The 24391-nt window shown below is 65.0% G+C and carries 24 protein-coding genes; 15 read left to right on the forward strand and 9 right to left on the reverse strand.

Features of this window, described 5'->3' with window-relative positions; genetic code table 11:
• Nucleotides 1-51 precede the first annotated feature (51 nt).
• Nucleotides 52-639: a TetR/AcrR family transcriptional regulator gene (locus PHA8399_RS00185; RefSeq protein ID WP_058284206.1), complete on the forward strand. Its 588-nt coding sequence runs from the start codon at nucleotides 52-54 to the stop codon at nucleotides 637-639.
• On the opposite strand, the gene topA is transcribed toward PHA8399_RS00185, so the two are convergent.
• The 3 genes from topA to tldD all read right to left on the reverse strand — a co-directional run bounded on the left by topA (nucleotide 636) and on the right by tldD (nucleotide 6249).
• Nucleotides 636-3278, reverse strand: a complete 2643-nt coding sequence (gene topA, locus PHA8399_RS00190; RefSeq protein ID WP_058284207.1) for a type I DNA topoisomerase — start codon at nucleotides 3276-3278, stop codon at nucleotides 636-638. The genes PHA8399_RS00185 and topA overlap by 4 nt on opposite strands.
• 130 nt (nucleotides 3279-3408) lie before the next feature.
• Nucleotides 3409-4587: a DNA-processing protein DprA gene (gene dprA / locus PHA8399_RS00195; RefSeq protein ID WP_058284208.1), complete on the reverse strand. Its 1179-nt coding sequence runs from the start codon at nucleotides 4585-4587 to the stop codon at nucleotides 3409-3411.
• A 240-nt stretch (nucleotides 4588-4827) separates the two neighbouring features.
• Nucleotides 4828-6249 carry a metalloprotease TldD gene (gene tldD / locus PHA8399_RS00200; RefSeq protein ID WP_058284209.1) on the reverse strand — a complete coding sequence of 474 codons (1422 nt, stop codon included), beginning with the start codon at nucleotides 6247-6249 and terminating at the stop codon, nucleotides 4828-4830.
• A gap of 193 nt (nucleotides 6250-6442) precedes the next feature.
• Between tldD and coxB the strand changes: the two genes are divergently transcribed.
• The 11 genes from coxB to PHA8399_RS00255 all read left to right on the forward strand — a co-directional run bounded on the left by coxB (nucleotide 6443) and on the right by PHA8399_RS00255 (nucleotide 16473).
• A complete protein-coding gene (gene coxB, locus PHA8399_RS00205; RefSeq protein WP_058284210.1) occupies nucleotides 6443-7288 on the forward strand; it encodes a cytochrome c oxidase subunit II in 846 nt (281 codons plus the stop codon).
• A gap of 100 nt (nucleotides 7289-7388) precedes the next feature.
• A complete protein-coding gene (gene cyoE / locus PHA8399_RS00210) occupies nucleotides 7389-8330 on the forward strand; it encodes a heme o synthase (protein ID WP_058284211.1) in 942 nt (313 codons plus the stop codon).
• Between the two features lies 1 nt (nucleotide 8331).
• On the forward strand, nucleotides 8332-8496 hold the full coding sequence (locus tag PHA8399_RS00215; protein WP_058284212.1) for a cytochrome c oxidase system small membrane protein: 165 nt from the start codon (nucleotides 8332-8334) through the stop codon (nucleotides 8494-8496).
• Nucleotides 8496-9083, forward strand: a complete 588-nt coding sequence (locus PHA8399_RS00220) for a cytochrome c oxidase assembly protein (protein WP_058284213.1) — start codon at nucleotides 8496-8498, stop codon at nucleotides 9081-9083. Before PHA8399_RS00215 ends, PHA8399_RS00220 begins: the two co-directional genes overlap by 1 nt.
• Before the next feature lie 23 nt (nucleotides 9084-9106).
• Nucleotides 9107-9916, forward strand: a complete 810-nt coding sequence (locus PHA8399_RS00225; RefSeq protein WP_058284214.1) for a cytochrome c oxidase subunit 3 — start codon at nucleotides 9107-9109, stop codon at nucleotides 9914-9916.
• Between the two features lie 129 nt (nucleotides 9917-10045).
• Nucleotides 10046-10714 (forward strand): SURF1 family protein, encoded by a 669-nt coding sequence (locus PHA8399_RS00230; protein WP_058284215.1) that lies wholly within the window; start codon nucleotides 10046-10048, stop codon nucleotides 10712-10714.
• 19 nt (nucleotides 10715-10733) lie between these two features.
• Nucleotides 10734-12122, forward strand: a complete 1389-nt coding sequence (thrC, locus tag PHA8399_RS00235) for a threonine synthase (RefSeq protein ID WP_058284216.1) — start codon at nucleotides 10734-10736, stop codon at nucleotides 12120-12122.
• Nucleotides 12119-13381, forward strand: a complete 1263-nt coding sequence (locus PHA8399_RS00240) for a M16 family metallopeptidase (protein ID WP_058284217.1) — start codon at nucleotides 12119-12121, stop codon at nucleotides 13379-13381. Before thrC ends, PHA8399_RS00240 begins: the two co-directional genes overlap by 4 nt.
• Nucleotides 13381-13971, forward strand: a complete 591-nt coding sequence (locus PHA8399_RS00245; RefSeq protein WP_058284218.1) for a GNAT family N-acetyltransferase — start codon at nucleotides 13381-13383, stop codon at nucleotides 13969-13971. The genes PHA8399_RS00240 and PHA8399_RS00245 overlap by 1 nt, the downstream gene beginning before the upstream one ends.
• 217 nt (nucleotides 13972-14188) lie before the next feature.
• A complete protein-coding gene (locus PHA8399_RS00250; RefSeq protein ID WP_058284219.1) occupies nucleotides 14189-15013 on the forward strand; it encodes an MBL fold metallo-hydrolase in 825 nt (274 codons plus the stop codon).
• A gap of 41 nt (nucleotides 15014-15054) precedes the next feature.
• On the forward strand, nucleotides 15055-16473 hold the full coding sequence (locus tag PHA8399_RS00255; protein WP_058284220.1) for an FAD-binding oxidoreductase: 1419 nt from the start codon (nucleotides 15055-15057) through the stop codon (nucleotides 16471-16473).
• Between the two features lie 235 nt (nucleotides 16474-16708).
• Here PHA8399_RS00255 and PHA8399_RS00260 read toward each other — a convergent pair whose 3' ends face one another.
• Nucleotides 16709-17248, reverse strand: a complete 540-nt coding sequence (locus PHA8399_RS00260) for an adenine phosphoribosyltransferase (RefSeq protein WP_008556837.1) — start codon at nucleotides 17246-17248, stop codon at nucleotides 16709-16711.
• Between the two features lie 63 nt (nucleotides 17249-17311).
• Between PHA8399_RS00260 and PHA8399_RS22160 the strand changes: the two genes are divergently transcribed.
• On the forward strand, nucleotides 17312-17596 hold the full coding sequence (locus tag PHA8399_RS22160; protein ID WP_145976952.1) for a hypothetical protein: 285 nt from the start codon (nucleotides 17312-17314) through the stop codon (nucleotides 17594-17596).
• Between the two features lie 64 nt (nucleotides 17597-17660).
• Here the strand turns inward: PHA8399_RS22160 and PHA8399_RS00265 are convergent, their stop codons facing one another.
• The 3 genes from PHA8399_RS00265 to PHA8399_RS00275 form a co-directional block, all read right to left on the reverse strand.
• Nucleotides 17661-18671 carry a DUF418 domain-containing protein gene (locus tag PHA8399_RS00265; protein ID WP_058284221.1) on the reverse strand — a complete coding sequence of 337 codons (1011 nt, stop codon included), beginning with the start codon at nucleotides 18669-18671 and terminating at the stop codon, nucleotides 17661-17663.
• Between the two features lie 120 nt (nucleotides 18672-18791).
• Nucleotides 18792-19655 carry an S-methyl-5'-thioadenosine phosphorylase gene (locus tag PHA8399_RS00270; RefSeq protein ID WP_058284222.1) on the reverse strand — a complete coding sequence of 288 codons (864 nt, stop codon included), beginning with the start codon at nucleotides 19653-19655 and terminating at the stop codon, nucleotides 18792-18794.
• Between the two features lie 377 nt (nucleotides 19656-20032).
• Complete coding sequence (locus PHA8399_RS00275; protein ID WP_058284223.1) at nucleotides 20033-20428, reverse strand: invasion associated locus B family protein; 396 nt, start codon at nucleotides 20426-20428, stop codon at nucleotides 20033-20035.
• Between the two features lie 334 nt (nucleotides 20429-20762).
• Between PHA8399_RS00275 and PHA8399_RS00280 the strand changes: the two genes are divergently transcribed.
• On the forward strand, nucleotides 20763-22406 hold the full coding sequence (locus PHA8399_RS00280; protein WP_058284224.1) for a SulP family inorganic anion transporter: 1644 nt from the start codon (nucleotides 20763-20765) through the stop codon (nucleotides 22404-22406).
• A gap of 95 nt (nucleotides 22407-22501) precedes the next feature.
• On the opposite strand, the gene PHA8399_RS00285 is transcribed toward PHA8399_RS00280, so the two are convergent.
• Together PHA8399_RS00285 and PHA8399_RS00290 are read right to left on the reverse strand one after the other, a co-directional pair.
• A complete protein-coding gene (locus PHA8399_RS00285; protein ID WP_058284225.1) occupies nucleotides 22502-23143 on the reverse strand; it encodes a CatB-related O-acetyltransferase in 642 nt (213 codons plus the stop codon).
• Nucleotides 23144-23151: 8 nt separating this feature from the next.
• Nucleotides 23152-23757, reverse strand: a complete 606-nt coding sequence (locus PHA8399_RS00290; RefSeq protein WP_058284226.1) for a flavin reductase family protein — start codon at nucleotides 23755-23757, stop codon at nucleotides 23152-23154.
• A 99-nt stretch (nucleotides 23758-23856) separates the two neighbouring features.
• Here PHA8399_RS00290 and PHA8399_RS00295 point away from each other — a divergent pair, with 99 nt between their 5' ends.
• Nucleotides 23857-24345, forward strand: coding sequence for a GNAT family N-acetyltransferase (locus PHA8399_RS00295; protein WP_058284227.1), 489 nt, complete (start codon nucleotides 23857-23859; stop codon nucleotides 24343-24345).
• The last annotated feature ends 46 nt before the right edge of the window (nucleotides 24346-24391 follow it).

Below are 24391 nucleotides of genomic sequence, written 5' to 3' on the forward strand. Positions count from 1 at the left end.
GGAAAACATACAGTCTGTATGCATGTGAGGATAAACATACAGGCTGCATGTATGCAAGAGAATAAAACCCCCGTCCCGAACGCCGCCCGCCGGGCTGCGATGCGCGAGCGGCTGATCACTGCCGCCCGAATTCTGTTTGCGGAAAAAGGCTATGCCGAGACGTCGACGCCCGAAGTCGTCAAGGCCGCAGAGGTCACGCGCGGGGCGCTGTACCATCATTTTGACGGGAAGGAGGCGCTGTTCGCTGCCGTCGCCGAGGCGGAGGCCCAAGCGGTGACCCAAGCGATCGAGGCCGCGGCCAGGGTGCCCGGCGCGGAGGGGCTGGAAGCCGGCAGCAGGGCGTATTTTACCGCGATGGCCGTTCCGGGGCGTGCCCGCATTCTGCTGGTCGATGGACCCGCGGTGCTTGGCGCTGCTGCGATGGATGAGATTGATGCCGGAGGAGGGCGCAGGGCGCTGAGGATGGGGCTTGCGTCTGCGGGCACCGGCCTGGACGAAGCCGGGCTTGATGCGCTGGCGGTGGTGGTGTCAGCAGCCTTCGACAGGGCGGCGCTTGCCATTGCCGAAGGCGCTGAACCTGCGCCCTACGAGGCGGCTATGGCGGCACTGATGGGTGCCGCCATCCGCCCCCGGTCTTAGGACGCGGCTTTCTTCGGGGCGGCCTTCTTCTTGGCAGCGGGCTTTTTCACCGCGGCTTTCTTCTTGCCGCCCTTGGACGATTTCTCGGCGATCAGCTCCACTGCCATTTCCATGGTCACGTCTTTGGGCTCAACGTCCTTGGGCAGGGTGGCATTCACCTTCTCCCATTTGACGTAAGGCCCGTACCGCCCGTCCATGATGTTGACCGCGCCGCCGCCTTCGGGGTGCTCGCCCAACTCCTTCAGCGGCTTGGCAGCCGCGCGGCTGCCACGGCGGCCAGGGTTCGCACGCTTCTCGGCCAGCATCTCCACCGCGCGGTTCATGCCGATCTCAAAGACGTCCAGCGTCTCCTTGAGGTTCACATACACCGGCTTTTCCTCATCGGGCAGCTGATGCGCGATATAGGGCCCGAACCGGCCCAGGTTGGACTGGATGGCACCGCCGTCCGGGTGCTGGCCGATGTCGCGCGGCAGGGTGAGCAGGGTCAGGGCCTGCTCAAGAGTGATCTCGTTCGGCCCCCAGCCGGGCAGGAAGTCCTTGCCCTGCTTGGGCAGCGAGGAGCGCGGCGGCTTCTTGTTCTCGGGCGTGGCTTCGCCGCGCTGAACATAGGGCCCGAAGCGGCCGGATTTCAGGTGGATTTCGTCGCCGTCATCCTCGCCCAGGACGCGTTCATACCCTTCGGCGCCTTCGCCGGAAATCGGGCGGGTGTAGTTGCATTCGGGATAGTTGCCGCAGCCGACAAAGCCGCCGGTGCGCGAGGTCTTCAGGTGCAGCTGGCCCTGGCCGCATTTCGGGCAGGTGCGTGGATCGGTGCCATCCTCACGCGGCGGGTAGAGCTGCGGCGCAAGTGCTGCGTCCAGCACGTCCAGCACCTCGGTGATGCGCAGTTCGGAGGTCTCGGCGATCGCCGCCGAGAAATCACGCCAGAACCGGCCCAGGAGGTCCTTGTAGTCGCGTTCACCCGCGCTCACGTCGTCGAGTTCTTCCTCCAGATTGGCGGTGAACTCATAGCCCACGTATTTGCGGAAGAAGTTCAGCAGGAAGATGGTAACGATCCGGCCCTTGTCCTCCGGGAACAGGCGGTTCTTGTCCTTGCGGACGTATTCGCGGTCCTGGATCGTGGTGATGACAGAGGCGTAGGTCGAAGGGCGCCCGATGCCGAGCTCTTCCATGCGCTTGACCAGCGTCGCCTCGGTATAGCGCGGCGGCGGCTGGGTGTGGTGCTGCAGCGCCAGCACGGCGCCGTTGTCCGACAGGACTGAAGCCTCCTTGCCGGCCTTTTCGGCCTGTGCCGCCAGCGAGGAGGCGAATTTCAGCGCTTCGCCTTCCATGATCTGCGGCAGGCGCTTGTCGTCCTCATCCGCGACATCGTCGCGGCCTTCCTCGTAAACCCGCATGAAGCCGTCAAACAGCACCACCTGGCCGGTGGCGCGCAGCACGACCTGCTGATCGTCCGAGCCGATGTCGACGGTGGTGCGTTCCAGCCGGGCGCCTTCCATCTGGCACGACAGCGTCCGCTTCCAGATCAGGTCATAGAGCTTGCGCTGGTCGTCGTCGGTCACCTTCAGCGCCTTGGCATCGCGGCCCATATCGGTCGGGCGGATACACTCGTGCGCCTCCTGGGCGTTCTTGGCCTTGTTCTTGTAGATCCGCGGCGAGGAGGGAACATACTCGGCGCCATAGCGCTTTTCGATCTCGGCGCGGGCGGCCTGCACGGCTTCCGGCGCCATGTCGATGCCGTCGGTCCGCATATAGGTGATGTAGCCCGCCTCATAAAGCCGCTGCGCCGCGTTCATGGTCTGACGTGCGCCCATGCCGAATTTGCGGCTGGCCTCCTGCTGCAGGGTGGAGGTCATGAAGGGGGCAGAGGGGTTGCGGGCCGCAGGCTTGGCCTCGACCGACAGCACCTTGAGCTTGCGCGAGGCCACTGCCTGCACCGCCATTTCGGCAGAGGTCGAGTTTTTGAGGCTGTATTTGTCGAGCTTGTCGCCGCCCATGACGGTCAGGCGTGCCTCGAACTCCTGGCCGCGCGGGGTGGCCAGCTGGGCGCGCACCGACCAGTATTCCTGCGCGTTGAAGGCCTCGATCTCCATCTCGCGCTCGACGATCAGGCGCAGGCAGACCGATTGCACCCGGCCGGCAGAGCGCGCGCCCGGCAGCTTGCGCCACAGGACCGGCGACAGGTTGAAGCCCACGAGGTAATCCAGCGCCCGGCGGGCCAGATAGGCCTCGACCAGCGGCATGTCGACCTCGCGCGGGTTCCGCATCGCCTCGGTTACCGCTTCCTTGGTGATCGCGTTGAAGGTGACGCGGCTGACGGCGGTGTCCTTCTTGATCGACCGCCGTTTGGTCAGCGCTTCCTGCAAATGCCAGCTGATCGCCTCGCCCTCGCGGTCGGGGTCGGTGGCGAGAATCAGCGCATTGTCGTCCTTCAGCGCGTCGGCGATGGCCTTCACGTGTTTGCGGGAATCGTTGGCGACCTCCCAGGTCATGCCGAAATCCGCATCCGGGTCGACGGATCCGTCTTTGGCCGGCAGGTCGCGCACGTGGCCGTAAGACGCCAGAACCGTATAGTCGGGGCCAAGATACTTATTGATTGTTTTTGCTTTGGCCGGGGATTCGACAACAACGACTGGCATAAATTCTGATACCTCTTCGGACCACTTCTGCGGGTTCTATGGCGGGGCAACATGTGGGGCGCAAGAGGCGATTGTCAATCCGGGTGCATTGGCCGCGGTGCCGGGAGGGCCGTTTCAGCGGCGTCTGCGGTCAATCGCTTTCATCCGGAAACGCCTTGCACAGCAGCCCGCCCGGCTGGCGGAGGATCGCCCCTTCAAGCTCCAGATCCGTAAGTGCGGGCGCCAGTTCATGCGGCGGCAGGGCGAGGCCGCGCATCAGTTCGGTCTCGGAAGTGGGGGAGGGGCCCAGCCTGCCCAGGATCTGCTGGTGCAGGGCGTGCGTCTGCGCAAGGCTGCGCCGCTGGGGCGGCGGCGGGGGCAGCTCCGCCAGGGCCTGTTGCAAGGCGGGTGCATCATCGGCGGGCAGGTGCGGGTCGAGCGGCGGCAGCGCCTCCAGCACATCGGCGGCATCACGCACCAGCTGGGCGCCGTCGCGGATCAGCCGGTTGCAGCCGGAACTGCGGGCATCGAATGGGTGGCCCGGCACCGCAAGGACCTCGCGCCCGTAATCCAGCGCGTCGCGGGCGGTGATCAGGGTGCCGGACTTCGCCGCGGCCTCCACCACGACAACGGCGCGGGCAAGGCCCGCAATGATCCGGTTGCGTTTGGGAAAGTCGCGGGCCCGCGGTGTCAGGCCCATCGGCTGTTCCGACAGCCGCAGCCCGGTTTTGCAGATGTCTTCGGCCAGCCGGGCGTTTTCTGCGGGGTAAATCACGTCGGCGCCGCCGGCCAGCACCGCGATGGTGCCGGTCTTCAAGGCTGCCTGGTGGGCGGCGGTGTCGATGCCGCGCGCCATGCCGGACACCACGGTATAGCCTGCCTCGCCCAGGTTCTGCGCCAGCGACCGCGCCATCCGCAGCCCCAGGGAGGACGCGTTGCGTGCCCCGACCATGGCTATCACCGGCCGCTCCAGCACAGAGAGGTCGCCAATGGCCCACAGCAGGGGCGGGGCATCCTTCAGCCCGGCAAGCAGTTTGGGATAGTCAGGGTCCGGAAAGCACAAAAGCCGCGCTTTGGCGGCTTTTGCGGCCTTAATTTCGGCGTCCACCGCATTGGCAGGGCATGTTTCATACCCTTTGATGCCTGCGGAGCGTGCCACTTCGGGCAGCGCATCCAGCGCGTTCTGCGCTGAACCGTATTCAGCGAGCAGCCGGTGAAATGTCACCGGGCCGACCCGCTTGGAGCGCAACAGGCGAAGCCATGAAAACTGAGTATCTTCCGTGGTGGGTGGGAGTGGGGGGTGAGTGGAAGAATGTGCTTCTTCAGTCATCCGCAGCTCCGCCTGTTTGCAGGACTAGAATTAACCCTTAGGCGGTTAACAGTTGGTGAACAGCCGGCAGTTTTTAACCAATACCCTGAAAATTTTCCTAAGTGTCGAGAACAAATGAAGAAATACAAATCCGGCAGAGAGCGCGCGCCGCCCGAAGCAGAAAAAGGGGCCGGAAGCGCTGGCTTCCGGCCCGGAAATTTGCGGAAGTATCATGGTTTTACCGGTTTTTGACGCAGTGATTCACGCCGCCGAGCCGCCAACGGTCAGCCCGCCCATCAGCACCGAGGGCTGGCCCACGCCGACCGGAACCCATTGGCCCGCCTTGCCGCAATTGCCCATGCCGGGGTCCAGCGCCATGTCGTTGCCAAGGCCTCGAATCTGCTTCAGCGCGGTGGCGCCGTCGCCGATCAGCGTGGCACCCTTAACCGGTGCGCCGACCTTGCCGTCCTTCACGCAGTAGGCCTCGGTGCAGGAAAACACGAACTTGCCGTTGGTGATGTCCACCTGGCCGCCGCCAAAGCCCACCGCCCAGATGCCGTCCTTGATGCATGCCACCAGATCGCCCGGGTCGGCGCCGCCGCCCAGCATGTAGGTGTTGGTCATCCGCGGCATCGGCGCATGGGCATAGCTTTGGCGCCGCCCGTTGCCGGTGGGGGAAACCCCCATCAGCCGCGCGTTCTGGCGGTCCTGCATGAAGCCGACCAGAATACCGTCCTCGATCAGCGTGGTCTTCTGGCTGGGCGTGCCCTCGTCATCCACAGTGATCGAGCCGCGCCGGTCCGGGATGGTGCCGTCGTCCAGCACCGTCACCCCCCGGGCGGCGATCTGCTGGCCCATGAGCCCCGCAAAGGCCGACGATCCCTTGCGGTTGAAGTCGCCCTCCAGCCCGTGGCCGATCGCCTCGTGCAGCAGGATGCCGGGCCAGCCGGGGCCTAGCACCACGTCCATTTCGCCCGCCGGGGCAGGGACCGCGTCCAGATTGACCAGCGCAATCCGCAGCGCTTCCTGCACCTGGGCCTGCCAGTGCTTCGGGTCGACCAGCCCGTCCAAGCCCAGCCGCCCGCCGCCGCCGGCAGAGCCGCTTTCGCGGCGGCCGTCTTTTTCCACGATCACCGAAACGTTCAGCCGTGCCATCGGGCGGGTGTCGCGCACCCGCACCCCGTCGGCGCGCAGAATCTCCACCTCCTGCAGCGAGGCGGCCAGTGACGCGGAGACCTGGACCACGCGTTGATCCAGATCACGTGCATAAGAATCAATTTCGCGCAGCGTCTCCACCTTCACCGGGAACGGCATGGCGCTGATCGGGTCGGCATCGGTATAGAGCTTCTTGTTGGTGGCCTGCGGCGGGTCCGAGTAAGTGCCGCCGCCCGCTCCGACAGCCAGCCTGGCCGTCTCTGCCGCCCGTTTCAGCGATGCGATGGAGACATCGGTGGAATGCGCGTAACCGGCCACATCGCCGTTCACGGCCCGCAAACCAAAGCCTTCGGAGGCATCGTAGCTGGCGCTGCGCAGCCGCCCGTCGTCAAACGACAGCGCTTCCGACTTGCGGCGCTCGGCAAAGATCTCACCATCCTCCGCACCATTCAGCGCATCGCGCAGGGTCGCCAGCGCCTCATCCTGCGGAAGCGCGGTTTCAAAGGGGCGGAAGGCTGGGTTTTCCATGGCACGGTCCTCAGATTTTTTTGATCTAAATCAAGAAAGCGACGGTTTGACGCTTGGCTGCCTCTTTATCTGTACGCCCGAATATGATTTTAAGCGGCGTCAAAGACAACGGGGCTGGTGCGTTTTGTGGAATCATTGATTCCCCCCATTCGTGCTGCCGCAGAAAAATGCGATCAACCGATCAGGACAGAACATGAAAAACGCTTTGATGCTTTCGGGCCTTTTTGCCGGCCTTTCAAGCCTTCCAGCAATGGCGCAAGAAGGTCTGGAAACCATTGGTAAGCCGGTTGACGGCGGGCTGAACTTCCAGCCGGCGGCGACCTCGCTGGCCGAAGGCCTGCAGCGCCTGGACTATATGATCCTGGTGATCATCACCGTGATCTGCGTATTCGTCGCGGGCCTGCTGCTGTGGGCGATCCTGCGGTTCAACAAGCGCGCCAACCCGACCCCGGCCAAGTTCAGCCACTACACCCCGATCGAAATCGCCTGGACCGTGATCCCGATCCTGGTCCTGGTGTTCATCGGCTCCTTCTCGCTGCCGCAGCTGTTTGCCCAGCAGGAGATCCCCGAGGGCGACATCAACATCAAGGTGACCGGCTACCAGTGGTACTGGGGCTATGAGTACACCGACCACGAGTTCGGGTTCGAAAGCTTCCTGCTGCCCAAGGACCAGCTGGCTGCAAACGGCTATGCCGAGGACGAGTACCTGCTGGCCACCGATACCGCCGTGGTGGTACCGTCGGGCAAGACCATCGTGATGAACGTGACCGCCGCCGACGTGATCCATTCCTGGACCATCCCGGCCTTCGGTGTGAAGCAGGACGGCGTTCCGGGCCGCCTGGCACAGCTGTGGTTCAAGGTCGACGAGGGCAAGGAAGGCATCTACTTCGGCCAGTGCTCTGAGCTGTGCGGCAAGGACCACGCCTATATGCCGATCACCGTCAAGGTCGTGACCCAGGAAGAGTATGACGCCTGGCTGGAAGGCGCCAAGGAAGAGTACGCGGGGCTGCCGCAGGCCTACCAGGTCGCCTCCAACTGATAGCTGGCTGCTGCGGGGTGCCTGAGCGGGCGTCCTGCAGGTCAGACCCAAGATCAGGGTGCGCAGCGATGCGCACCCGTTGCCGCCAAAAGGACCCAAGATGAGCGACGCAAGCATCAACGCAAGCCGGGCATATGAGGACGAGGCCAGCTTTGGCGACTACTTCGCCCTGCTGAAACCCCGTGTCATGTCGCTGGTGGTCTTCACTGCTCTGGTGGGTCTGCTGGCCGCGCCTGTGGCTGTGCATCCCGTTGTCGGCTTCTGCGCCATCCTGTTCATCGCCATCGGCGGCGGCGCGTCGGGCGCGCTGAACATGTGGTGGGACGCGGATATCGACAAGGTAATGAAGCGCACCAAGGGCCGCCCGATTCCGGCCGGCAAGGTTGAGCCGGGCGAGGCGCTGGCGCTGGGCCTGGCGCTGTCGGGCCTGTCGGTGATCATGCTGGCGCTGGCCGCCAATGTCTTTGCTGGCGCATTCCTGGCCTTCACCATCTTTTTCTACGTGGTGGTCTACACCATGTGGCTCAAGCGCGCGACGCCGCAGAACATCGTGATCGGCGGTGCCGCCGGGGCCTTCCCGCCGGTCATTGGCTGGATTGCCGCCACCGGCACCATGTCGGTTGAGCCCTGGCTGATGTTCCTGCTGACCTTCATGTGGACGCCGCCGCATTTCTGGGCGCTGGCGCTGTTCATGCGCTCCGACTACGACGACGCAGGCGTGCCGATGCTGACCGTGACCCACGGCCGCCGCGCCACCCGCGTGCACATTCTGGTTTACACCATGCTGCTGGCGGTTCTGGCGGTAGGCACTGCCTTCTCCGGCATTGGCGGTCCGCTGTATCTGGCCGCGGCGCTGGTGATGAACGCTCTGTTCCTGCACGGTGCCTGGAAGATCACCCGCCGCGACGAGAACGATTCCGAAGCCGACAATTTCAAGGTGGAGCGCAGCTTCTTCAAACTGTCGCTGCTCTACCTGTTCCTGCACTTCGGCGCGATCCTGGCCGAAGCGCTGCTGAAGCCCTATGGGCTGGGAGGCTGGTAACATGGCACTGCACAAGGAACATGAGCTGCACAAGCGCCGGTCCGGCCGCAACATGGGTGTCGGCATCCTGCTTGCCGCCTTCGTGGTGCTGATACTGGCCCTGACCATGGTCAAGGTCACCTCCAACGGCTTCTCTTTCCCTGACACTCAGGCGGAGCAGAACTGATGGCGCTGAAGGGTCCCCGGAAAACCGTTCTCCAGCTGGTCGGCGTTGTCGTCCTGATGGGCGGCCTGTCCTGGGCCTCGGTGCCGTTTTACGACTGGTTCTGCCGGGTCACCGGCTTTGGCGGCGTCACCGGCGTGGCCAGCACCGGCTCTGACACCATTCTGGACCAGACCATCAAGGTGCGCTTCGACGGCTCCAAAGAGCGCGGCATGCCGTGGGAGTTCAAGCCGCTCCAGCGCGAGATGGAAGTCCGCCTGGGCGAAACCGGCCTGGCGTTCTATGAGGCTTACAATCCGACCGACCGCCCGGTGGCGGGCCAGGCGTCCTACAATGTGGCGCCGTATCAGGCCGGCGGGTTCTTTTCGAAAATCGACTGCTTCTGCTTTACCGAGCAGGTGCTTCAGCCGGGGGAGCGGGTGCAGATGCCCGTAACCTTCTATGTGGATCCCGAAATCATCGACGACCGGGATGCAAAATACGTGCATACGATCACGCTGTCGTACACGTTTCATGAAATCGATCTGCCCGAGGGCTATGCCGCTCTCGACACCGGGGGTAACACCGGGGCAGGCGCAACCACGAACTAGGCCGCTAGGTGAGGGACACTTAAATGGCGCACGCTAAAAATCACGATTATCATATTCTGCCGCCGTCGATCTGGCCGCTGGCCGCCTCTGTGGGCACTTTCGTCATGCTGGTTGGCGCGGTGTTCTGGATGAAGGGCATCACCGCCTGGGCTTTCTGGATCGGCTTTGTCGCGGTTCTGTACTCCGCTTTTGCCTGGTGGTCCGAAGTTGTGGCCGAAAGCCGCCAGGGCGATCACACCCCGGTTGTGCGCATCGGCCTGCGCTACGGTTTCATCCTGTTTGTGATGTCCGAGGTGATGTTCTTCTTCGCCTGGTTCTGGTCGTTCTTCAAACACGCCATGTACCCGATGGAGACCTATGTCGGCACCGAATACGTGGCGCCGGAAATCTATGCCGTTGATCCGTTCCACCTGCCGCTGATCAACACCCTGATCCTGCTGCTGTCAGGCTGTGCGGTGACCTGGGCGCACCACGCGCTGGTGCACAACAACGACCGCAAGGCGCTGATCCAGGGCCTGGCCATCGGTATCGCCTTCGGCGTCGCCTTCACCTTCCTGCAGGGCTATGAATACGCCCACCTGCTGCACGAAGGCTGGAAGTTCGGCGAGGACGAGTTCTACTCGAACTTCTTCATGGCCACCGGTTTCCACGGCTTCCACGTGGTCATCGGCACCATCTTCCTTACCGTCTGCCTGATCCGCGCGATCAAGGGCGACTTCACTCCGGAACAGCACGTCGGCTTCGAGGCCGCAGCCTGGTACTGGCACTTCGTGGACGTTGTCTGGCTATTCCTGTTCTTCGCTGTCTACATCTGGGGCACTTCCGGCCTGTAAGGGGCGGCCTGTAACGGGCGGTTTGTACCGGTTACATGTTTGCGGTTGATTATCCGCACTCATGAAGTCACACACAGGGCGCGCAGGGGAGACCTTGCGCGCCCTTGTTTTTGAAGCGGAGCGGCACAGATGCGGCGTGTCATCTTCCTGTTGATCATCAGCGGCGCGGGCCTGGCCGTGCTGATCGGGCTGGGCACCTGGCAGCTGCAGCGCAAGGCCTGGAAGGATGGCATTCTGGCCACCATCGAGGCGCGGATCGATGGTGCGCCTGCCGCCGGTCTGCCCGCGCAGCTGGACCCCGAAACCGACAAGTACCGCCCCGTGCGCCTGCAAGGCGAGATCGGCGCGCAGGAACTGCACGTCCTCACTTCGATCAAGGATGTCGGCCCCGGCTACCGGGTGATTTCACCGTTTACTCTGGAGGATGGCCGCCGGGTGCTGATCGACCGCGGCTTTATCCCGGTCAACGAAAAGCAGGCCGCGCGTCTGGCCGGCCCCGCCGCCATTGAGGGCAACATCCATTGGCCTCAGGAGGTTGATAGCTACACGCCTGAACCGGATCTCTCCGGCAACATCTGGTATGCCCGCGACGCGGAACAGATGGCGGCGCAGCTTGGCGCTGAGCCTGTAATGATTGTCCTGCGCGCAAAACCCGAAGGAGAGACGGGGCTGCGCCCCATGCCGGTCACCACCTCCGGCATCCCCAATGACCACTTGCAATATGCGATCACCTGGTTTTCGCTGGCCTTTATCTGGGCGGCGATGACCCTCTACTTCCTGCGGCGCAGCCGCCCTTGAACCTGAAGAGCTGAAGGCGATGAAATATATCTCGACCCGGGGCCAAGCGCCCGAGCTGACCTTTGAAGACGCGATGCTGACCGGCCTGGCCCGCGACGGCGGCCTCTATGTGCCCGCGGATATCCCGCAGATGTCCCATCACGACATCGCGGCGCTGGCGGGCCTGTCTTACGAGGAAACCGCCTTTCGCGTCATGCGCCCCTTCCTCGGCGATTGCTTCACGGATGAGGAGTTCCGCGCCATCATCGCCCGCGCCTACGAGGGCTTTGGCCACGCCGCCCGCGCGCCGCTGAAGCAGCTGGCCCCGAACCATTTCCTGCTGGAGCTGTTCCACGGTCCCACGCTGGCGTTCAAGGATTTCGCCATGCAGCTGATCGGCCAGCTGTTCCAGACTGCCCTGGAGCGTCGCGGCGACCGGGTGACCATCGCCGGCGCCACCTCCGGCGACACCGGCTCAGCAGCAATGGAAGCGTTCCGCGGCCTCAGCAACGTGGACGTCTTCATCCTTTACCCGCATGGCCGCGTGTCCGAGGTGCAGCGCCGCCAGATGACCACGCCGCAGGACAAGAACGTGCACGCGCTGGCCGTCGATGGCGACTTCGACGACTGCCAGGCCCGCGTCAAGGACATGTTCAACGACTTCGATTTCCGCGACGGGGTAAAACTGGCCGGCGTAAACTCGATCAACATCGCCCGGGTGCTGGCGCAGGTGGTCTATTATTTCTCCTCGGCCGTGAGCCTCGGCGCGCCGCAGCGCAAGGTGAGCTTTACCGTGCCGACCGGCAATTTCGGCGACATTTTTGCAGGCTTCATCGCCAAGCAGATGGGCCTGCCGATCGACCAGCTGGTGGTTGCCACCAATCAGAACGACATCCTGCACCGCTGCCTGTCGGGGCAGGGGTATTACAAGGGGGACACCCAGCCCTCGATCAGTCCTTCGATGGATATTCAGGTTTCGTCGAACTTTGAACGCGCCCTGTTCTACGCCTACGGCCAGGACAGCAAGGCGGTAGCCCTCTTGATGGACGAACTGAGGAACGGCGGCTTTGATGTCTCGCAAGGCGCGATGCAGGCGCTGGCCGAAAACTACACCTCCGGCCGCACCTCGGAGGAGGAGACGCTGGCGACCATCAAATCGGAACTGGCCTCCTCCGGCGAGCTGCTGTGCCCGCATGGCGCGGTTGCGGTGAAAGTCGCCAATGAGCACCGCAAGGCGGATGTGCCGATGATCACCCTGGCCACTGCGCATCCGGCGAAATTCCCGGCGGCTGTGGAAGAGGCCAGCGGCATTCATCCGCCTCTTCCCCCGCGCATGGCAGACCTGTATGACAGGCCGGAACGGGTGACCCGGATTGCCAACGATCTGGCTGCCCTTGAGGATCATATCAGAAAGAACATCGCGAATTGACAGTTCAGCAGCACACACTCGCCAACGGGTTCCGCATCGTCTCCGAGCATATGCCGGGTCTGGAATCCGCGGCGGTCGGGATCTGGGTCACTGCCGGAGGCCGCCACGAGCGGCTTGAACAGAACGGCATCGCCCATTTCCTGGAGCACATGGCCTTCAAGGGCACCAAGCGGCGCTCGGCCCTGCAGATCGCCGAGGAGATCGAGGATGTCGGCGGCTATATCAACGCCTACACCTCGCGCGAGGTGACAGCGTATTACGCCCGTGTGCTGAAGGATGACGTGCCGCTGGCGGTGGATGTGATCGGGGACATCCTGCTCAATCCGGTGTTCGACCAGCGCGAGATTGAGGTTGAGCGCGGGGTGATCCTTCAGGAGATCGGCCAGTCGCTGGATACGCCGGACGATGTGATCTTTGACTGGCTGCAGGAGGAAAGCTACCGCGGCCAGCCGCTGGGCCGCACCATCTTGGGCCCCGCAGAACGCGTGCGCAGCTTCTCCCGCGAGGATCTGCAGGGCTTTGTCGCCGAACATTACGGCCCCGGCCAGATGATCCTGGCAGCCGCCGGCGGTGTGGACCATGACGCGCTGGTCAAACTGGCGGAGCAGCTGTTCGGCCATATGTCGGCCAAGCCGGACTTCACCGCCGAAGGCGCCACTTTCACCGGCGGCGAGGCGCGGCAGGTGAAGGATCTGGAGCAGGCGCATTTTGCGCTGGCCTTTGAGGGGCCGGGATACCGCGACCAGTCGATGTACACCGCGCAGATCTATGCCAGCGCCCTGGGCGGCGGCATGTCCTCGCGGCTGTTCCAGGAGGTGCGTGAAAAGCGCGGCCTCTGCTACACCATTTTCTCGCAGGCGGGGTCTTATGCCGATACCGGCTCGATGACCGTCTACGCAGGCACCTCCGGCGAGCAGCTGGCGGAACTGGCGGGCATCACCATCGACGAGATGAAGCGCGCTGCGGACGATATGAGCGAGGCCGAGGTGGAACGCGCCCGCGCCCAGATGAAGGCGGGGATGCTGATGGGGCTGGAAAGCCCCTCGAACCGGGCGGAGCGGCTGGCGCGGCTGGTGCAGATCTGGGGCAAGGTGCCGTCGCTGGAGCGCACCGTGGATCGCATCAATGCGGTGACAACCAAGGATGTGCGCGAACTGGCAGAGACCATGGCGGTGACGGCGCCGGCGGCGCTGGCGCTTTATGGCCCGGTGGCGGACGCCCCGGCGCTTGAGAGGCTGCAGGAGAGGCGCGCTGCCTGATGCTGCTCAGCCGCCGCAAGGTCCGCATTGAAACCGAGCGCCTGACCCTCAGGCCGCCGGTGCATGCGGATTTTCACGGCTGGGCGGCGTTGAGGCTGCAAAGCCAGCCCTATCTGACACCTTGGGAGCCCAGCTGGGCGGCGGATCACCTCAGCCGCAAGAGCTTTACCAACCGGGTCTACTGGGCGCGCCGCTCGGTGGCCTCGGGCTCAGCCTTGCCGCTGTTCCTGATCCGCCGGTCGGACCAGGTTCTGGTCGGGGCGATCACGCTCGACAACATCCGCCGCGGCCCCGCCCAGGCCGGCACGCTGGGCTATTGGACCGGCCAGCCCTTTGCCCGCAAAGGTTTCATGCGCGAGGCGATCGGCGCGGTGGTGCATCACGCCTTTACCAAGCTCGACCTTAGCCGGATCGAGGCCGCCTGCCTGCCGGAAAACCAGGCCTCCCGCGGGCTGCTGGAGAAATCCGGCTTCAAGTATGAAGGCGTTGCCCAGTCCTATCTGCAGATCAACGGCCGCTGGCGCACCCATGTGCTCTACGCCGCCCTGCGCCACGATCGGCGCGGCAAGACCCTGACTGGCCAAGCCTAGGCGCTCCGGCCCCGCAAAAGGCAAAGTCTCCCGCCCGCCGCCAGTGCATTGGCATGCACCGCGCCCGTTGGGCATGGCGCCGCACCTGCGGCGCGGCGCATTCCGGCCCAACCGCTAGGCGGAATTTTTCAATTCTGCCGGAGCGGGCGGGAGCGCCCCAGCAGATTTTTTCGCGCCCGGGGCTGACAGCGGTGGTTTGCGCCCTAGAACCTGCCCCATGCGCGCGCTCTGCTGTTTCATTTGGCTGATCCTTTGTGCCAGTGCCCTCCACGCACAGGAGCGGCGGGCGAGCCATTGCATCGCGCTGGCACAAGGCACGCCCGGCCTGGCTTACCTGCACAAGGCCAGCTGGCAGGATCCGGTGGCCAGGGACAGCGTGCTGATCCGCTATATCGCCCATGCCTCCTTTCTGCTGCGCACCGAAGGCGGGCTGAATGTGGTCACCGATTTCACCGGCTTCACCGGCGCTGCGCCCTTGATCCCCGATGTCGTCACCATGAACCACGCCCATGAAACCCATTGGACGGCCCACCCCGATCCGGCGATCCCGCATGTGCTGGAAGGCTGGGGCCCTTTCGGGGCGGGCATCGACCATCACCTCGACCTTGGGGAGATGCTGATCCGCAATGTCTCCACCGATATCCGCAATATGTTCGGCGGGGTGGAGCAGCGGGGCAATTCGATTTTCGTGTTCGAGGCGGCGGGCCTCTGCATCGGCCACTTGGGCCACCTGCACCATGTGCCGACGCCGGAACAATATGCCGCGCTGGGGCGGCTGGACGTGGTGATGGCAGCGGTGGACGGCGGCATCACCCTGCCGCTCGATCAGATGCTGGAGGTGCTGGGGCGGTTGCGGTCCTCTGTCATCATCCCGATGCACTGGTTCAGCGACTACTCGCTGGACCGCTTCCTGGCCCGGATCGGCCCGGAGTTCGATGTGGTCGATGACGGCAGCAGCACACTCAGCGTTTCGCTGCGCAGTCTGCCCAGCCGCCCGACCATCCATGTGCTGCGGCCGAAGCACCTGCTGGAAGAGGAGTGAGCCCGCTTGCCAGCCGCCGGGCCTTGCGGCATGGATGAGGCATGAGCCTGAACCCCGCCGATCCCGCCTTTGCCGCCTGCCTCTCTGCCCTGCTGCCCGAAGGCGTGCTGCGCCAGCCCGAGCCGCGCCACCTGGAGGAGCCGCGCGGGCGCTATCGCGGGCAGGCGGGCGTGCTGGGGCTGCCGCACACCGTGGAACAGGCCGCAACCCTGGTGCGCGAGGCCAATGCCGCCCGGGTGCCGGTCGTGCCCTACGGCGGCGGCACCGGTCTGGTCGGCGGCCAGGTGATGCCTGACGGCCCGGCACCGCTGCTGCTGTCGCTGGAGCGGATGACGGCGATCCGCGCGGTTCACCCGCAGGAAAACGTGATCATCGCCGAGGCCGGGGCCATTCTGGCGGATGTGCAAGCCGCTGCGCAGGCGGCAGACCGGCTGTTTCCCCTGTCGCTGGCGGCGGAAGGCTCGGCCCGGATCGGCGGCAACCTCGCGACCAATGCTGGCGGGGTGAACGTGCTGCGCTATGGCAACGCCCGCGACTTGTGCCTGGGGCTGGAAGCGGTGCTGCCATCCGGAGAGGTCTGGCACGGGCTGTCGCGCCTTCGAAAAGACAACACCGGCTATGACCTGAAGAACCTGCTGATCGGCGCCGAGGGCACTCTGGGGGTGATCACCGCTGCGGCCCTGAAACTGTCGCCCATCCCGGCGGGGCAGGGCACGGCCCTGTTCACAGTGAAGGACCCGGAAGCGGCCATCGCGCTGCTGGCGCTGGCCCGGGATCAGGCCGGAGAGGCCGTCAGCGCCTTTGAGCTGATCCACCGGCAGGGGCTGGAGTTCCTGGCCGAGACCCAGCCGCAAGTGCGCCAGCCGTTCGCCCCGGCACCTGAGTGGTCGGTGCTGATAGAAGTCGGCCTGCCGCGCGGGCTGGATCCTGAAACCGCCCTGGCGGAGCTGTTCGAGGCGGCCGAGCAGGCTGGGCTCGCGCAGGATGGCGTCATTGCCCAATCTGAGGCGCAGCGGCAGGCGCTGTGGTCGCTGCGCGAGCATATCCCCGTGGCCAACAAGGCGATCGGCGCAATCTCAAGCCATGACATCTCGGTCCCGATCTCAGAGATCCCGGCGTTCATCAAACGCGGCCATGAGGTGGTGGAGACACTGGGCGCGTTCCGGATCAACTGCTTCGGCCACCTGGGGGACGGCAACCTGCACTACAACGTCTTCCCGCCCAAGGGCCGCAGGCGGGAGGACTACGACCACCTGCGCGGCGCCGTGAAGGAGGCGGTGCATGACCTGGTCCACACCTTCGGCGGCTCCTTCAGCGCGGAGCATGGCATCGGACGGATGAAGACCAGTGATCTGGAGCGGTACGGTGACCCGGTCAAACTGGCGGCCATGCGTGCGATCAAGCAGGCGCTGGACCCGAACGGGATCATGAACCCGGGCGCGGTGCTGAGGGCCGTCTGATTTCTCTGAATAAGGGAGGGCTCCCGCACCCGCGGCTGCCCGGCTGCGCCGGACCGCCTGGCGGCTTTGGGCCCGGCGCCGCGCATCCGCGCGGCGCGCCTTTCAGGTGCCCTTGCGGGGCACCTGAAAGGCCATGCCCAACCGGCAAAGCCGTTTTCGCAGAAAATGGCGCAGGACGGGCGGGAGCGCCGCGCCGCCTGCGCCTCTATCGCAGGAACGTGCCGCAGGCCGGGCGTCAGAGCCCTTCGAACTCGCAGAGTACATGCACATCCATCCCCATGCTCTCCAACAGCTTGCGGCCGCCCAGCTCCGGCAGATCCACGATGAAGGAGCAGGACACGATCTCGCCGCCCAGCCGCTCGATCAGCTTGATGCCGGCCCCGGCGGTGCCGCCGGTCGCCAGCAGGTCATCCACCACCAGGATCTTCTCGCCCGGCTTGATTGCATCATCATGGATCTCGACAATCGCCTCGCCGTATTCCAGCTTGTATTCCTGGCTGATGGTGGTGCCCGGCAGCTTGCCCTTCTTGCGGATCGGCACGAAACCGACGCTCAGCTGATGCGCAATCGCGCCGCCCAGGATGAAGCCGCGCGCCTCAAGCCCCACAACCTTGTCGATCTGCTCGCCCGCGTAGGGATGCAGCATCTGGTCGATCGCCATGCGGAAACCGCGCGGATCGGCAAACAGGGTGGTCACATCGCGGAACATGATCCCTTCGTGCGGGAAGTCGACGATGGTGCGGATGTAATCCTTAACAGCGGTCTTCTTGGGCATCGGCTTGGCTCCCCTTGGCGCATCGGTTCCGGCGGCCCGGCACTGCCGCCAGGCACAGGGGGTTTGGCCGAAGCCGCGCTGTCATGCAAGGGGGAACCGGCAGCCGTGCCGGTGACGTCACTTGCCGTGCCGGGTATTCCGCCGCGACAGGCCGCTGCGGTAGAGGCTTTATGGAAGCCAGGCCAGTTGCGCACTTCGCCAGTCGCGGCGGCGCAGGGCAAGAAGGCCAGCCAGCTGATCCTGCGCTTCGGCAAGGAGAACCGGGGCGCCCTTGCCGGGCTGTGCAGGGATCTGGACACGACGGCGGCCCGCGAAATCCGCCGCTTTATCCAAAGGATCCTGACGTAACGCGGCAAGCGTTGGCGGCGTGCGGACTATTCCTTCTGCGCCGCAGTTGGTCCGCTGGCGGGCTTCACCTGGGAAAGCTGGTGCTCCAGCGCAGCAAGGCCTCCAGCGGCCCGCGTTTGGCAAAGAGGCTCCAGATCCAGGCCGCCACCATGGACAGGGCACAGAAGCCCAGAGAGTAGCCGAAGATTTGCTCGGCAGATAGCGAGCCATCAAGCTGACCCATAGCCTCCAGGGTGCCCATGCCAAGCAGGATATGCGCCGCATAGAGGCTCAGGGCCTGCCGGCCCGGGGCGGCCAGCCATTCGGCTAGGCCCGCCTTGTCCAAAGCCGGGGTGATGGCCAGCGTCAGCCCGATCACTGCCATCGCGCTGCCGGAGGCTGCGAGGATGTAGAAGGGCCCGGGGGGAATGGCGCTGGTGCCCGAAAGCTCTGCCAGGTCCGGGTTCTGTACCAATAGCCCGGGCAAGGCCGCCAGCACCGCTGCGGCTGCGCCCCATAGCACCAGGCGCGCCTGCACGGTACGGCTGGCCAGGTTCAGGCGGCCGATCCACATGCCCAGAAACAGGAAGGCCGCCCAGGGAAACACGGGGTGCCAGCCATTGAAGAACGAATGGCGCAGGAAGCCTTCCAGCGTCCAGAAGTCCGCGTAAGCCAGCGTCGCCCAGTTCCAATGCGCCTCGTAGTCCAGTGCCAGCAGGCTGATCAGGCCGATCAGCACCGTGCCCGCGGCCGCCAGCAGCAGCACCCGGCCGGAGGCCGTCAGGAACGGCAGGGCCACCAGGAAGTAGAGCGCGTAGAAATGCAGGATGTCGGCTTCGAAGATGGTCAGGTTCAAGAGCCCGATCAGGAACAGGAACAGCGCGCGGCGCAGCAGGGTTGCCCGGTCCGGCTTGCCGACAGACAAGCCAACGCCGGCAAGGATGACAAATAGCGCCGCGGCGCGGCCTTCCAGGGCGTTGGTGAACAGCGAGATGGCATCTGTCCCCGAGCTTACTTGCGCTGCGATCCGGAAGTTGACCAGCACCATGCCGCAGAAGGCGAGGAAACGGGCGATGTCCAATCCGTGAAGCCGCATGAAAAAGTCCTGAAATCCTGAGGTAAATCCTGTTGACTGATAAAGGCACCCTGTTGGGCAAAGAAAAGGGGCGGTACCCTCTGGCCCGCCCCGAAACCTGAAAACTGTTGCTGCCGGGGATCAGCCCAGCACCCGGCCGGCGACCGCGTCGAGCTTGGCCAGCAGCGCCGGATCCCGCCGCTCCGGCGCCGTCATGATGGCGTATTCCAGCGCCTTGTCGCAGCCGTGCGGGCAGTCCGCGCGCTGTTGTCCCAGCAGGTCGGGCAGACGGCGCACCAGCTCGCGGGCGTTGGCCGAATTGCCCTGCAAAGTCGCAATGATATCAGTGATTTCCACCGCACCATGCTCCGGGTGCCAGCTGTCGTAGTCGGTGACCATGGCGATTGAGGCGTAGCACAGCTCAGCCTCGCGGGCGAGCTTGGCCTCGGGCATGTTGGTCATGCCGATCACGTCGCAGCCCCATTGCTCGCGGTACATCTTGCTTTCCGCCATGGACGAAAACTGCGGGCCTTCCATGCAGAGATACGTGCCGCCGCGGTGGACCTTGATGCCCGCGTCCCGGCCCGCAGCCTCCGCCGCGTCCGAGAGCCGCTCGCAGGTCGGGTGCGCGACGCTCACATGGGCGACGCAGCCGGTGCCGAAGAAGCTTTTCTCGCGCGCGAAGGTCCGGTCAATGAACTGATCCACAATGACAAAATCGCCCGGCGCCATCTCCTCGCGAAACGATCCGCAGGCGGAGACGGAGAACACGTCGGTGACGCCCAGCCGCTTCAGCGCGTCGATATTGGCGCGGTAGGGGACTTCGGTCGGGGAGTGCACATGGCCGCGGCCGTGGCGGGGTAGGAAGGCCATCTTCACGCCGCCCAGGGAGCCGGTGAAAATGTGATCGGACGGGGCGCCCCAAGGGGTTTCCACCGAAACCCACTCGGCGTTTTCGAGCCCGTCGATTTCGTAGATGCCCGAACCGCCGATCACGGCGATCATGGTTTCGCGGGGTTCTGATGCGGTCACGTGCTGCCCTCCTGATGCTGTTGAGGGGATATGCGCAAGCGGGCCGGGGTTTGGCAAGCCCAAGGTGCAAAATGAGGGGGTGGCATGCGTGCACCCCCTGTGCACCCCCCGTGCACCGGGCGGGTGCCGCAGACGGCGGGAGTCTGCGGCGGGGTGAGGCCCGCCTTGGAGGCTTTCAAGGGCAAAGCTTCAGGACCGGACGGGCGGAGCCCCTATGAAGTTTCGCCTTCGGCGAGAGTATTTGAGGAAAGATGAAGCCGGCCAACCGGGCATTCCGCACAAGGCTCCTGAGTGCCGGAGGGGGGGCGGGTTGAGCCTTGCAGAGTGGGATTGCTGACGTTCCACGCAGGCTATTCCACAAGGCCGCGGGTTTTGGCGGCGGCCTGGAAATCGGCAATGGCCGCATCAAACCCTTCCAGCGGCCAAGTGAGATCCTGCGCCTGCCCGTGCCGGTCGCGGAAAGTGAAGCGGAAGGCGCCGCCCTCACGCATCTGCGCAATCAGCTTGTCCGCGCCGGCGCCGGTAAAGCTGCAGCTGAGACCGGTGAGGCAGCCGGGATGCAGGCTGCGCCATGCGACCTCTCCCTGCCGTTCGATGCGGAAGCCTCCGGGGCTGAACAGAGTTCCGGGTTCAATGCCGAAGCTGACCTTCCAGCCCTCCGCATCTGGGGTGAGGAAAAGGAACTGGCCCGCAAATCTGGGGCGCGGCGAGAACACATCCACCCAGCGGATGTAGCAGCGCTGCACCAGGGCTTTGGCCTCCTCGCGCTCGTCGCAGGCGGAGGTCCAAATGCCAAAGTTTTCATAATGCTTGACCCGCCAGTCGCTGGCGGTGTCATTTCCGGCCCGGCCCGGTCCTGTGCAAGGGCAGGGGCGGCGGCGAGGGCAAGGCAGGCAAGCAGGATCCGCATCATCTTTTCCCCTGGGAGCTTACTGCGGCTGTACCTGTGTATGGCGGGCTGCTGGTGCAATTCACGTTCGCGCGATGGATGGCCGCTTGGCCCCGCGCCCTTGCCCCATTGGCGTATTTCCGCTAGGGGCGGGCAGCGAACACTCCTCCTCCCGAGCACAGGTACACCCAATGAGACGCGCAGCCATGGCTTTGCTGGCCAAGCAGATATCCCCTCCGAACCTTTCCATCATGCAGGACGAGGGCTTTACCGTGGCCCGCGTGCGCACCGAATTGCTGTCTGGCCTCACCGTGGCGCTGGCGCTGGTGCCGGAGGCGGTGGCCTTTGCCTTTGTTGCGGGGGTGCATCCGCTGGTCGGGCTGTACGCGGCCTTCATGGTGGGGCTGATCACCGCGGTGTTCGGCGGCCGGCCCGGGATGATTTCCGGCGCGACCGGCGCGCTGGCGGTGGTGATGGTGGCGCTGGTGGCGCAGCATGGGGTGGAGTACCTGTTTGCCACCGTGGTGCTGATGGGGATTTTGCAGATCATTGCGGGTGTCATGCACTGGGGCAAGTTCATCCGCCTGGTGCCGCATCCAGTGATGCTGGGGTTTGTGAATGGCCTCGCCATCGTGATCTTCCTGGCGCAGCTCACCCAGTTCAAGGTGCCGGGCAGTGATGGCGCGGAGTGGCTGAGCGGTGCCTCGCTTTACATGATGCTGGGGCTGGTGGCGCTGACCATGGTGATCATCTGGGGGACGCCCAAGATCACCAGCATCATCCCGGCGCCGCTGGCGGGCATCGGCATCGTCGCGGTGCTGGTGATTGCGCTGGGTCTGGATGTGCCGCGGGTCGGTGACATGGCTTCGATCGAGGGCGGCTTCCCGGCGTTCCATAACCCGTTTGGCACCGGTGAGGGGCTTTATGGCACCGCGCTGGCGCCCTTCACGCTGGAAACCCTGTGGATCATCCTGCCCTATGCGGTGATCCTGGCGGCGATCGGCCTGATCGAGAGCCTGCTGACACTGAACCTGGTGGGCGAGATCACCGGCAAGCGCGGCGGTGCCAGCCAGGAGTGCATTGCGCAGGGCGCCTCCAACGTGGTGACCGGCTTTTTCGGCGGCATGGGCGGTTGCGCGATGATCGGCCAGTCGATGATCAACGTGAAATCGGGCGGGCGGACGCGGATTGCGGGCATAGCCGCGGCGCTGTTCCTCTTGCTGTTCATCGTAGCGGCCTCGCCGCTGATTGAGCAGATCCCGCTGGCCGCGCTCGTGGGGGTGATGTTCATGGTGGTGATCGGCACCTTTGCCTGGAACAGCCTCAAGATCATGACCAAGGTGCCGCTGATGGATGCCTTCGTGATCGTGCTGGTGACCGTGGTGACGGTGATGACTGACCTCGCGATTGCGGTTGTGGTGGGCGTCATCGTCTCGGCGCTGGCCTATGCCTGGAACAACGCGCGCCGCATCCACGCCTATACCCGCGAGTCGGCATCCGACAAAGGCGCCAAGGTTTATGAGATCGAAGGGCCGCTGTTCTTTGGCTCCACCGACGGGTTCATCGAGCTGTTTGATGTGGCGGGCGATCCGGACCATGTGATCGTGGACTTTGCCCGCAGCCGGGTGGTCGACCAGTCAGCGCTGCAGGCGATCGAGGCGCTGGCAGGAAAGTATGAGGCTGAGGGCAAGAAACTGGTGCTGCGCCACCTGAGCCGCGACTGCCACCAGTTGCTGACCAAGGCGGGCCACCTGATGGTCGATAGCGACGACGACCCGGACTATGAGCTGGCGGTGGACTACTCGGTCAGGACCGGGATCCTGGGCGGCCACTAATCGCTGACGGTTTGACAAAAGAGCCCGCAGTTCGAAAGAACTGCGGGCTTTTTTAATTTCGAAGGTGGCTTCCGGCTCACCATATCAGCAAACGCTTAGTCAGGCGCGATGCTCTCCAGCATGTCGAGGTCGCCAGACAAAAGCGCTGGTTCGGCACGGGTAATGAGGTCCGCGGGCCAGTCCCACCATTTAAGCGCCAGCAGCCGGGCGATCTGCGGCTTGGAGAAGCGGTAGCCCTGCACGGTGCCGGGGTTGCCGGTGACGATGGCGTAGGGCGGCACAGTGCCGCGCACCACCGCGCCTGCGCCGATGATGGCGCCGTCACTGACGCGGGCGCCGGGCAGGAGCAGGGCGCCGTAGCCGATCCAGACGTCGTTGCCGATCACCGTGTCGCGGGTGTCGGGCTGGAAGCCGGCCATCTGGCTGGGGTCGAACACAGGGAAGGGGTAGCAGCTGAGGCCTTCCTGCGCGTGGTTGGCCGAGGCGGTGATGAAGCGCGCGCCGTGGGCGATCTGGCAGAAGCGGCCGATCACCAGCCGCTCCCGCGCGCCGGGAAACAGGTAGGGGGCAAGGTGCTGCGCCCAGTTGTCCGGCGGGTCGAAATCGGAGGCATAGCTGTAGTCGCCCGCCTGAATGTTGGGATGGTCCAGCACCCGTGACAGCATCACGGTGCCCGGGTGCGGCGTGCCGTCCGGCAGAATGATGGGGTTGCGTTTGCGGGGATCAGGCAGCGGCATCGCGGGCCTCAATCATCGGGGCGGGTGAGCGGGAACAGGTCGCGCACCACCGAATAGTCGCGGTAGCCGAGGCGGGCGAGCGGCTGGAAGGTGGTGACGTCGAAGGCGCCGTCCTTCAGGCACTCGTCGCGCATGTGGACGCCGGTCACCTCGCCGAACACGACCTTGTTGGCCTCGCCCGGGAGGGTCACGATTCGGGTCAGCCGGCATTCCAGCGCCGCGGGGGCTTCGGCGACACGGGCGCAGGCGATGGTTTCACACTCCACGGCGGTCAGGCCGGCATGGGCGAACTCGTCCACGTCCTTGGGCAGCGCGCCGGAGCTGGCGTTCATCGCGTCGCGCAACGCATAGGACACCACGTTGACGCAAAAGACGCCGGTGGCCTCGATATTGGCGACGCTGTCCTTGGTGCCGTCCTGGTCGGGCTTGGCGCTGGTGGAGGCAAACATCACCTGCGGCGGCGTATAGGCCACCGCGTTGAAGAAGGAGTAGGGCGCCAGATTGTTCACCCCGTCGGCGGAGCGGGAAGAGATCCAGCCGATGGGGCGGGGCGTGACAATGGCGTTGAACGGGTTGTGGGGCAGGCCGTGGCCGTCCTCGGGGCGGTAGAACATTCTGGCTTCCTGTTCTGTGGCTTAGGTGTTTGCCCAAGCCTTACGCCCGTGTTAGGCCAAATGCCAGCCTGCAGGAGATATTGGCGGAGGCAGGGCAGCGTGATCGAATTGCAAGCGGAACGAGCGGACGACCGGTGGGAGGTCGAGGCGCTTTACGACCTGTGCTTTGCGCCGGGCCGCGAGGCGCTGTCCTCGTACCGGCTGCGCGAAGGGGTGCCGCCGGTGGCGGGCCTCAGTCAGGTGGCGCGCGACAGCGACGGTATCCTGGCTGCGGCGATCCGGTTCTGGCCGGTGCTGATCGGGGACGCGCCGGCGCTCTTGCTGGGGCCGGTGGCGGTGCATCCGACGCGGCAGGGCGAGGGGCTGGGCGGGTCGCTGATTCGCGACAGCCTGGCCAAGGCGCAGGAGAGCGGCTGGGCGCGGGTGATGCTGGTGGGCGATGCGCCCTATTACCAGCGCTTTGGCTTCACCCGGCTGGAGGGGGTTGAGATGCCGCCCCCCACCAACCCGGACCGGGTTCTGGGGCTTGCCCTGCAGGATGGCGCCTGGGACGGTATCCGCGGCCAGGTGATCCGCTGGCAGGGTTGAAATCGCCGCCGCTTCCGCCGATCTGTTATGCAGGTACAGGAGACGG

Source organism: Leisingera aquaemixtae, from assembly GCF_001458395.1.
In the GTDB taxonomy this organism is placed as follows: Bacteria; Pseudomonadota; Alphaproteobacteria; order Rhodobacterales; family Rhodobacteraceae; genus Leisingera; species Leisingera aquaemixtae.

Coding starts and splice junctions, on each gene's coding strand:
- PHA8399_RS00185 (WP_058284206.1), top strand. CDS start 52: ATGCAAGAGAATAAAACCCCCGTCCCGAACGCCGCCCGCCGGGCTGCG.
- topA (WP_058284207.1), bottom strand. CDS start 3,278: ATGCCAGTCGTTGTTGTCGAATCCCCGGCCAAAGCAAAAACAATCAAT.
- dprA (WP_058284208.1), bottom strand. CDS start 4,587: ATGACTGAAGAAGCACATTCTTCCACTCACCCCCCACTCCCACCCACC.
- tldD (WP_058284209.1), bottom strand. CDS start 6,249: ATGGAAAACCCAGCCTTCCGCCCCTTTGAAACCGCGCTTCCGCAGGAT.
- coxB (WP_058284210.1), top strand. CDS start 6,443: ATGAAAAACGCTTTGATGCTTTCGGGCCTTTTTGCCGGCCTTTCAAGC.
- cyoE (WP_058284211.1), top strand. CDS start 7,389: ATGAGCGACGCAAGCATCAACGCAAGCCGGGCATATGAGGACGAGGCC.
- PHA8399_RS00215 (WP_058284212.1), top strand. CDS start 8,332: ATGGCACTGCACAAGGAACATGAGCTGCACAAGCGCCGGTCCGGCCGC.
- PHA8399_RS00220 (WP_058284213.1), top strand. CDS start 8,496: ATGGCGCTGAAGGGTCCCCGGAAAACCGTTCTCCAGCTGGTCGGCGTT.
- PHA8399_RS00225 (WP_058284214.1), top strand. CDS start 9,107: ATGGCGCACGCTAAAAATCACGATTATCATATTCTGCCGCCGTCGATC.
- PHA8399_RS00230 (WP_058284215.1), top strand. CDS start 10,046: ATGCGGCGTGTCATCTTCCTGTTGATCATCAGCGGCGCGGGCCTGGCC.
- thrC (WP_058284216.1), top strand. CDS start 10,734: ATGAAATATATCTCGACCCGGGGCCAAGCGCCCGAGCTGACCTTTGAA.
- PHA8399_RS00245 (WP_058284218.1), top strand. CDS start 13,381: ATGCTGCTCAGCCGCCGCAAGGTCCGCATTGAAACCGAGCGCCTGACC.
- PHA8399_RS00250 (WP_058284219.1), top strand. CDS start 14,189: ATGCGCGCGCTCTGCTGTTTCATTTGGCTGATCCTTTGTGCCAGTGCC.
- PHA8399_RS00255 (WP_058284220.1), top strand. CDS start 15,055: ATGAGCCTGAACCCCGCCGATCCCGCCTTTGCCGCCTGCCTCTCTGCC.
- PHA8399_RS00260 (WP_008556837.1), bottom strand. CDS start 17,248: ATGCCCAAGAAGACCGCTGTTAAGGATTACATCCGCACCATCGTCGAC.
- PHA8399_RS00265 (WP_058284221.1), bottom strand. CDS start 18,671: ATGCGGCTTCACGGATTGGACATCGCCCGTTTCCTCGCCTTCTGCGGC.
- PHA8399_RS00270 (WP_058284222.1), bottom strand. CDS start 19,655: ATGATCGCCGTGATCGGCGGTTCGGGCATCTACGAAATCGACGGGCTC.
- PHA8399_RS00280 (WP_058284224.1), top strand. CDS start 20,763: ATGAGACGCGCAGCCATGGCTTTGCTGGCCAAGCAGATATCCCCTCCG.
- PHA8399_RS00285 (WP_058284225.1), bottom strand. CDS start 23,143: ATGCCGCTGCCTGATCCCCGCAAACGCAACCCCATCATTCTGCCGGAC.
- PHA8399_RS00290 (WP_058284226.1), bottom strand. CDS start 23,757: ATGTTCTACCGCCCCGAGGACGGCCACGGCCTGCCCCACAACCCGTTC.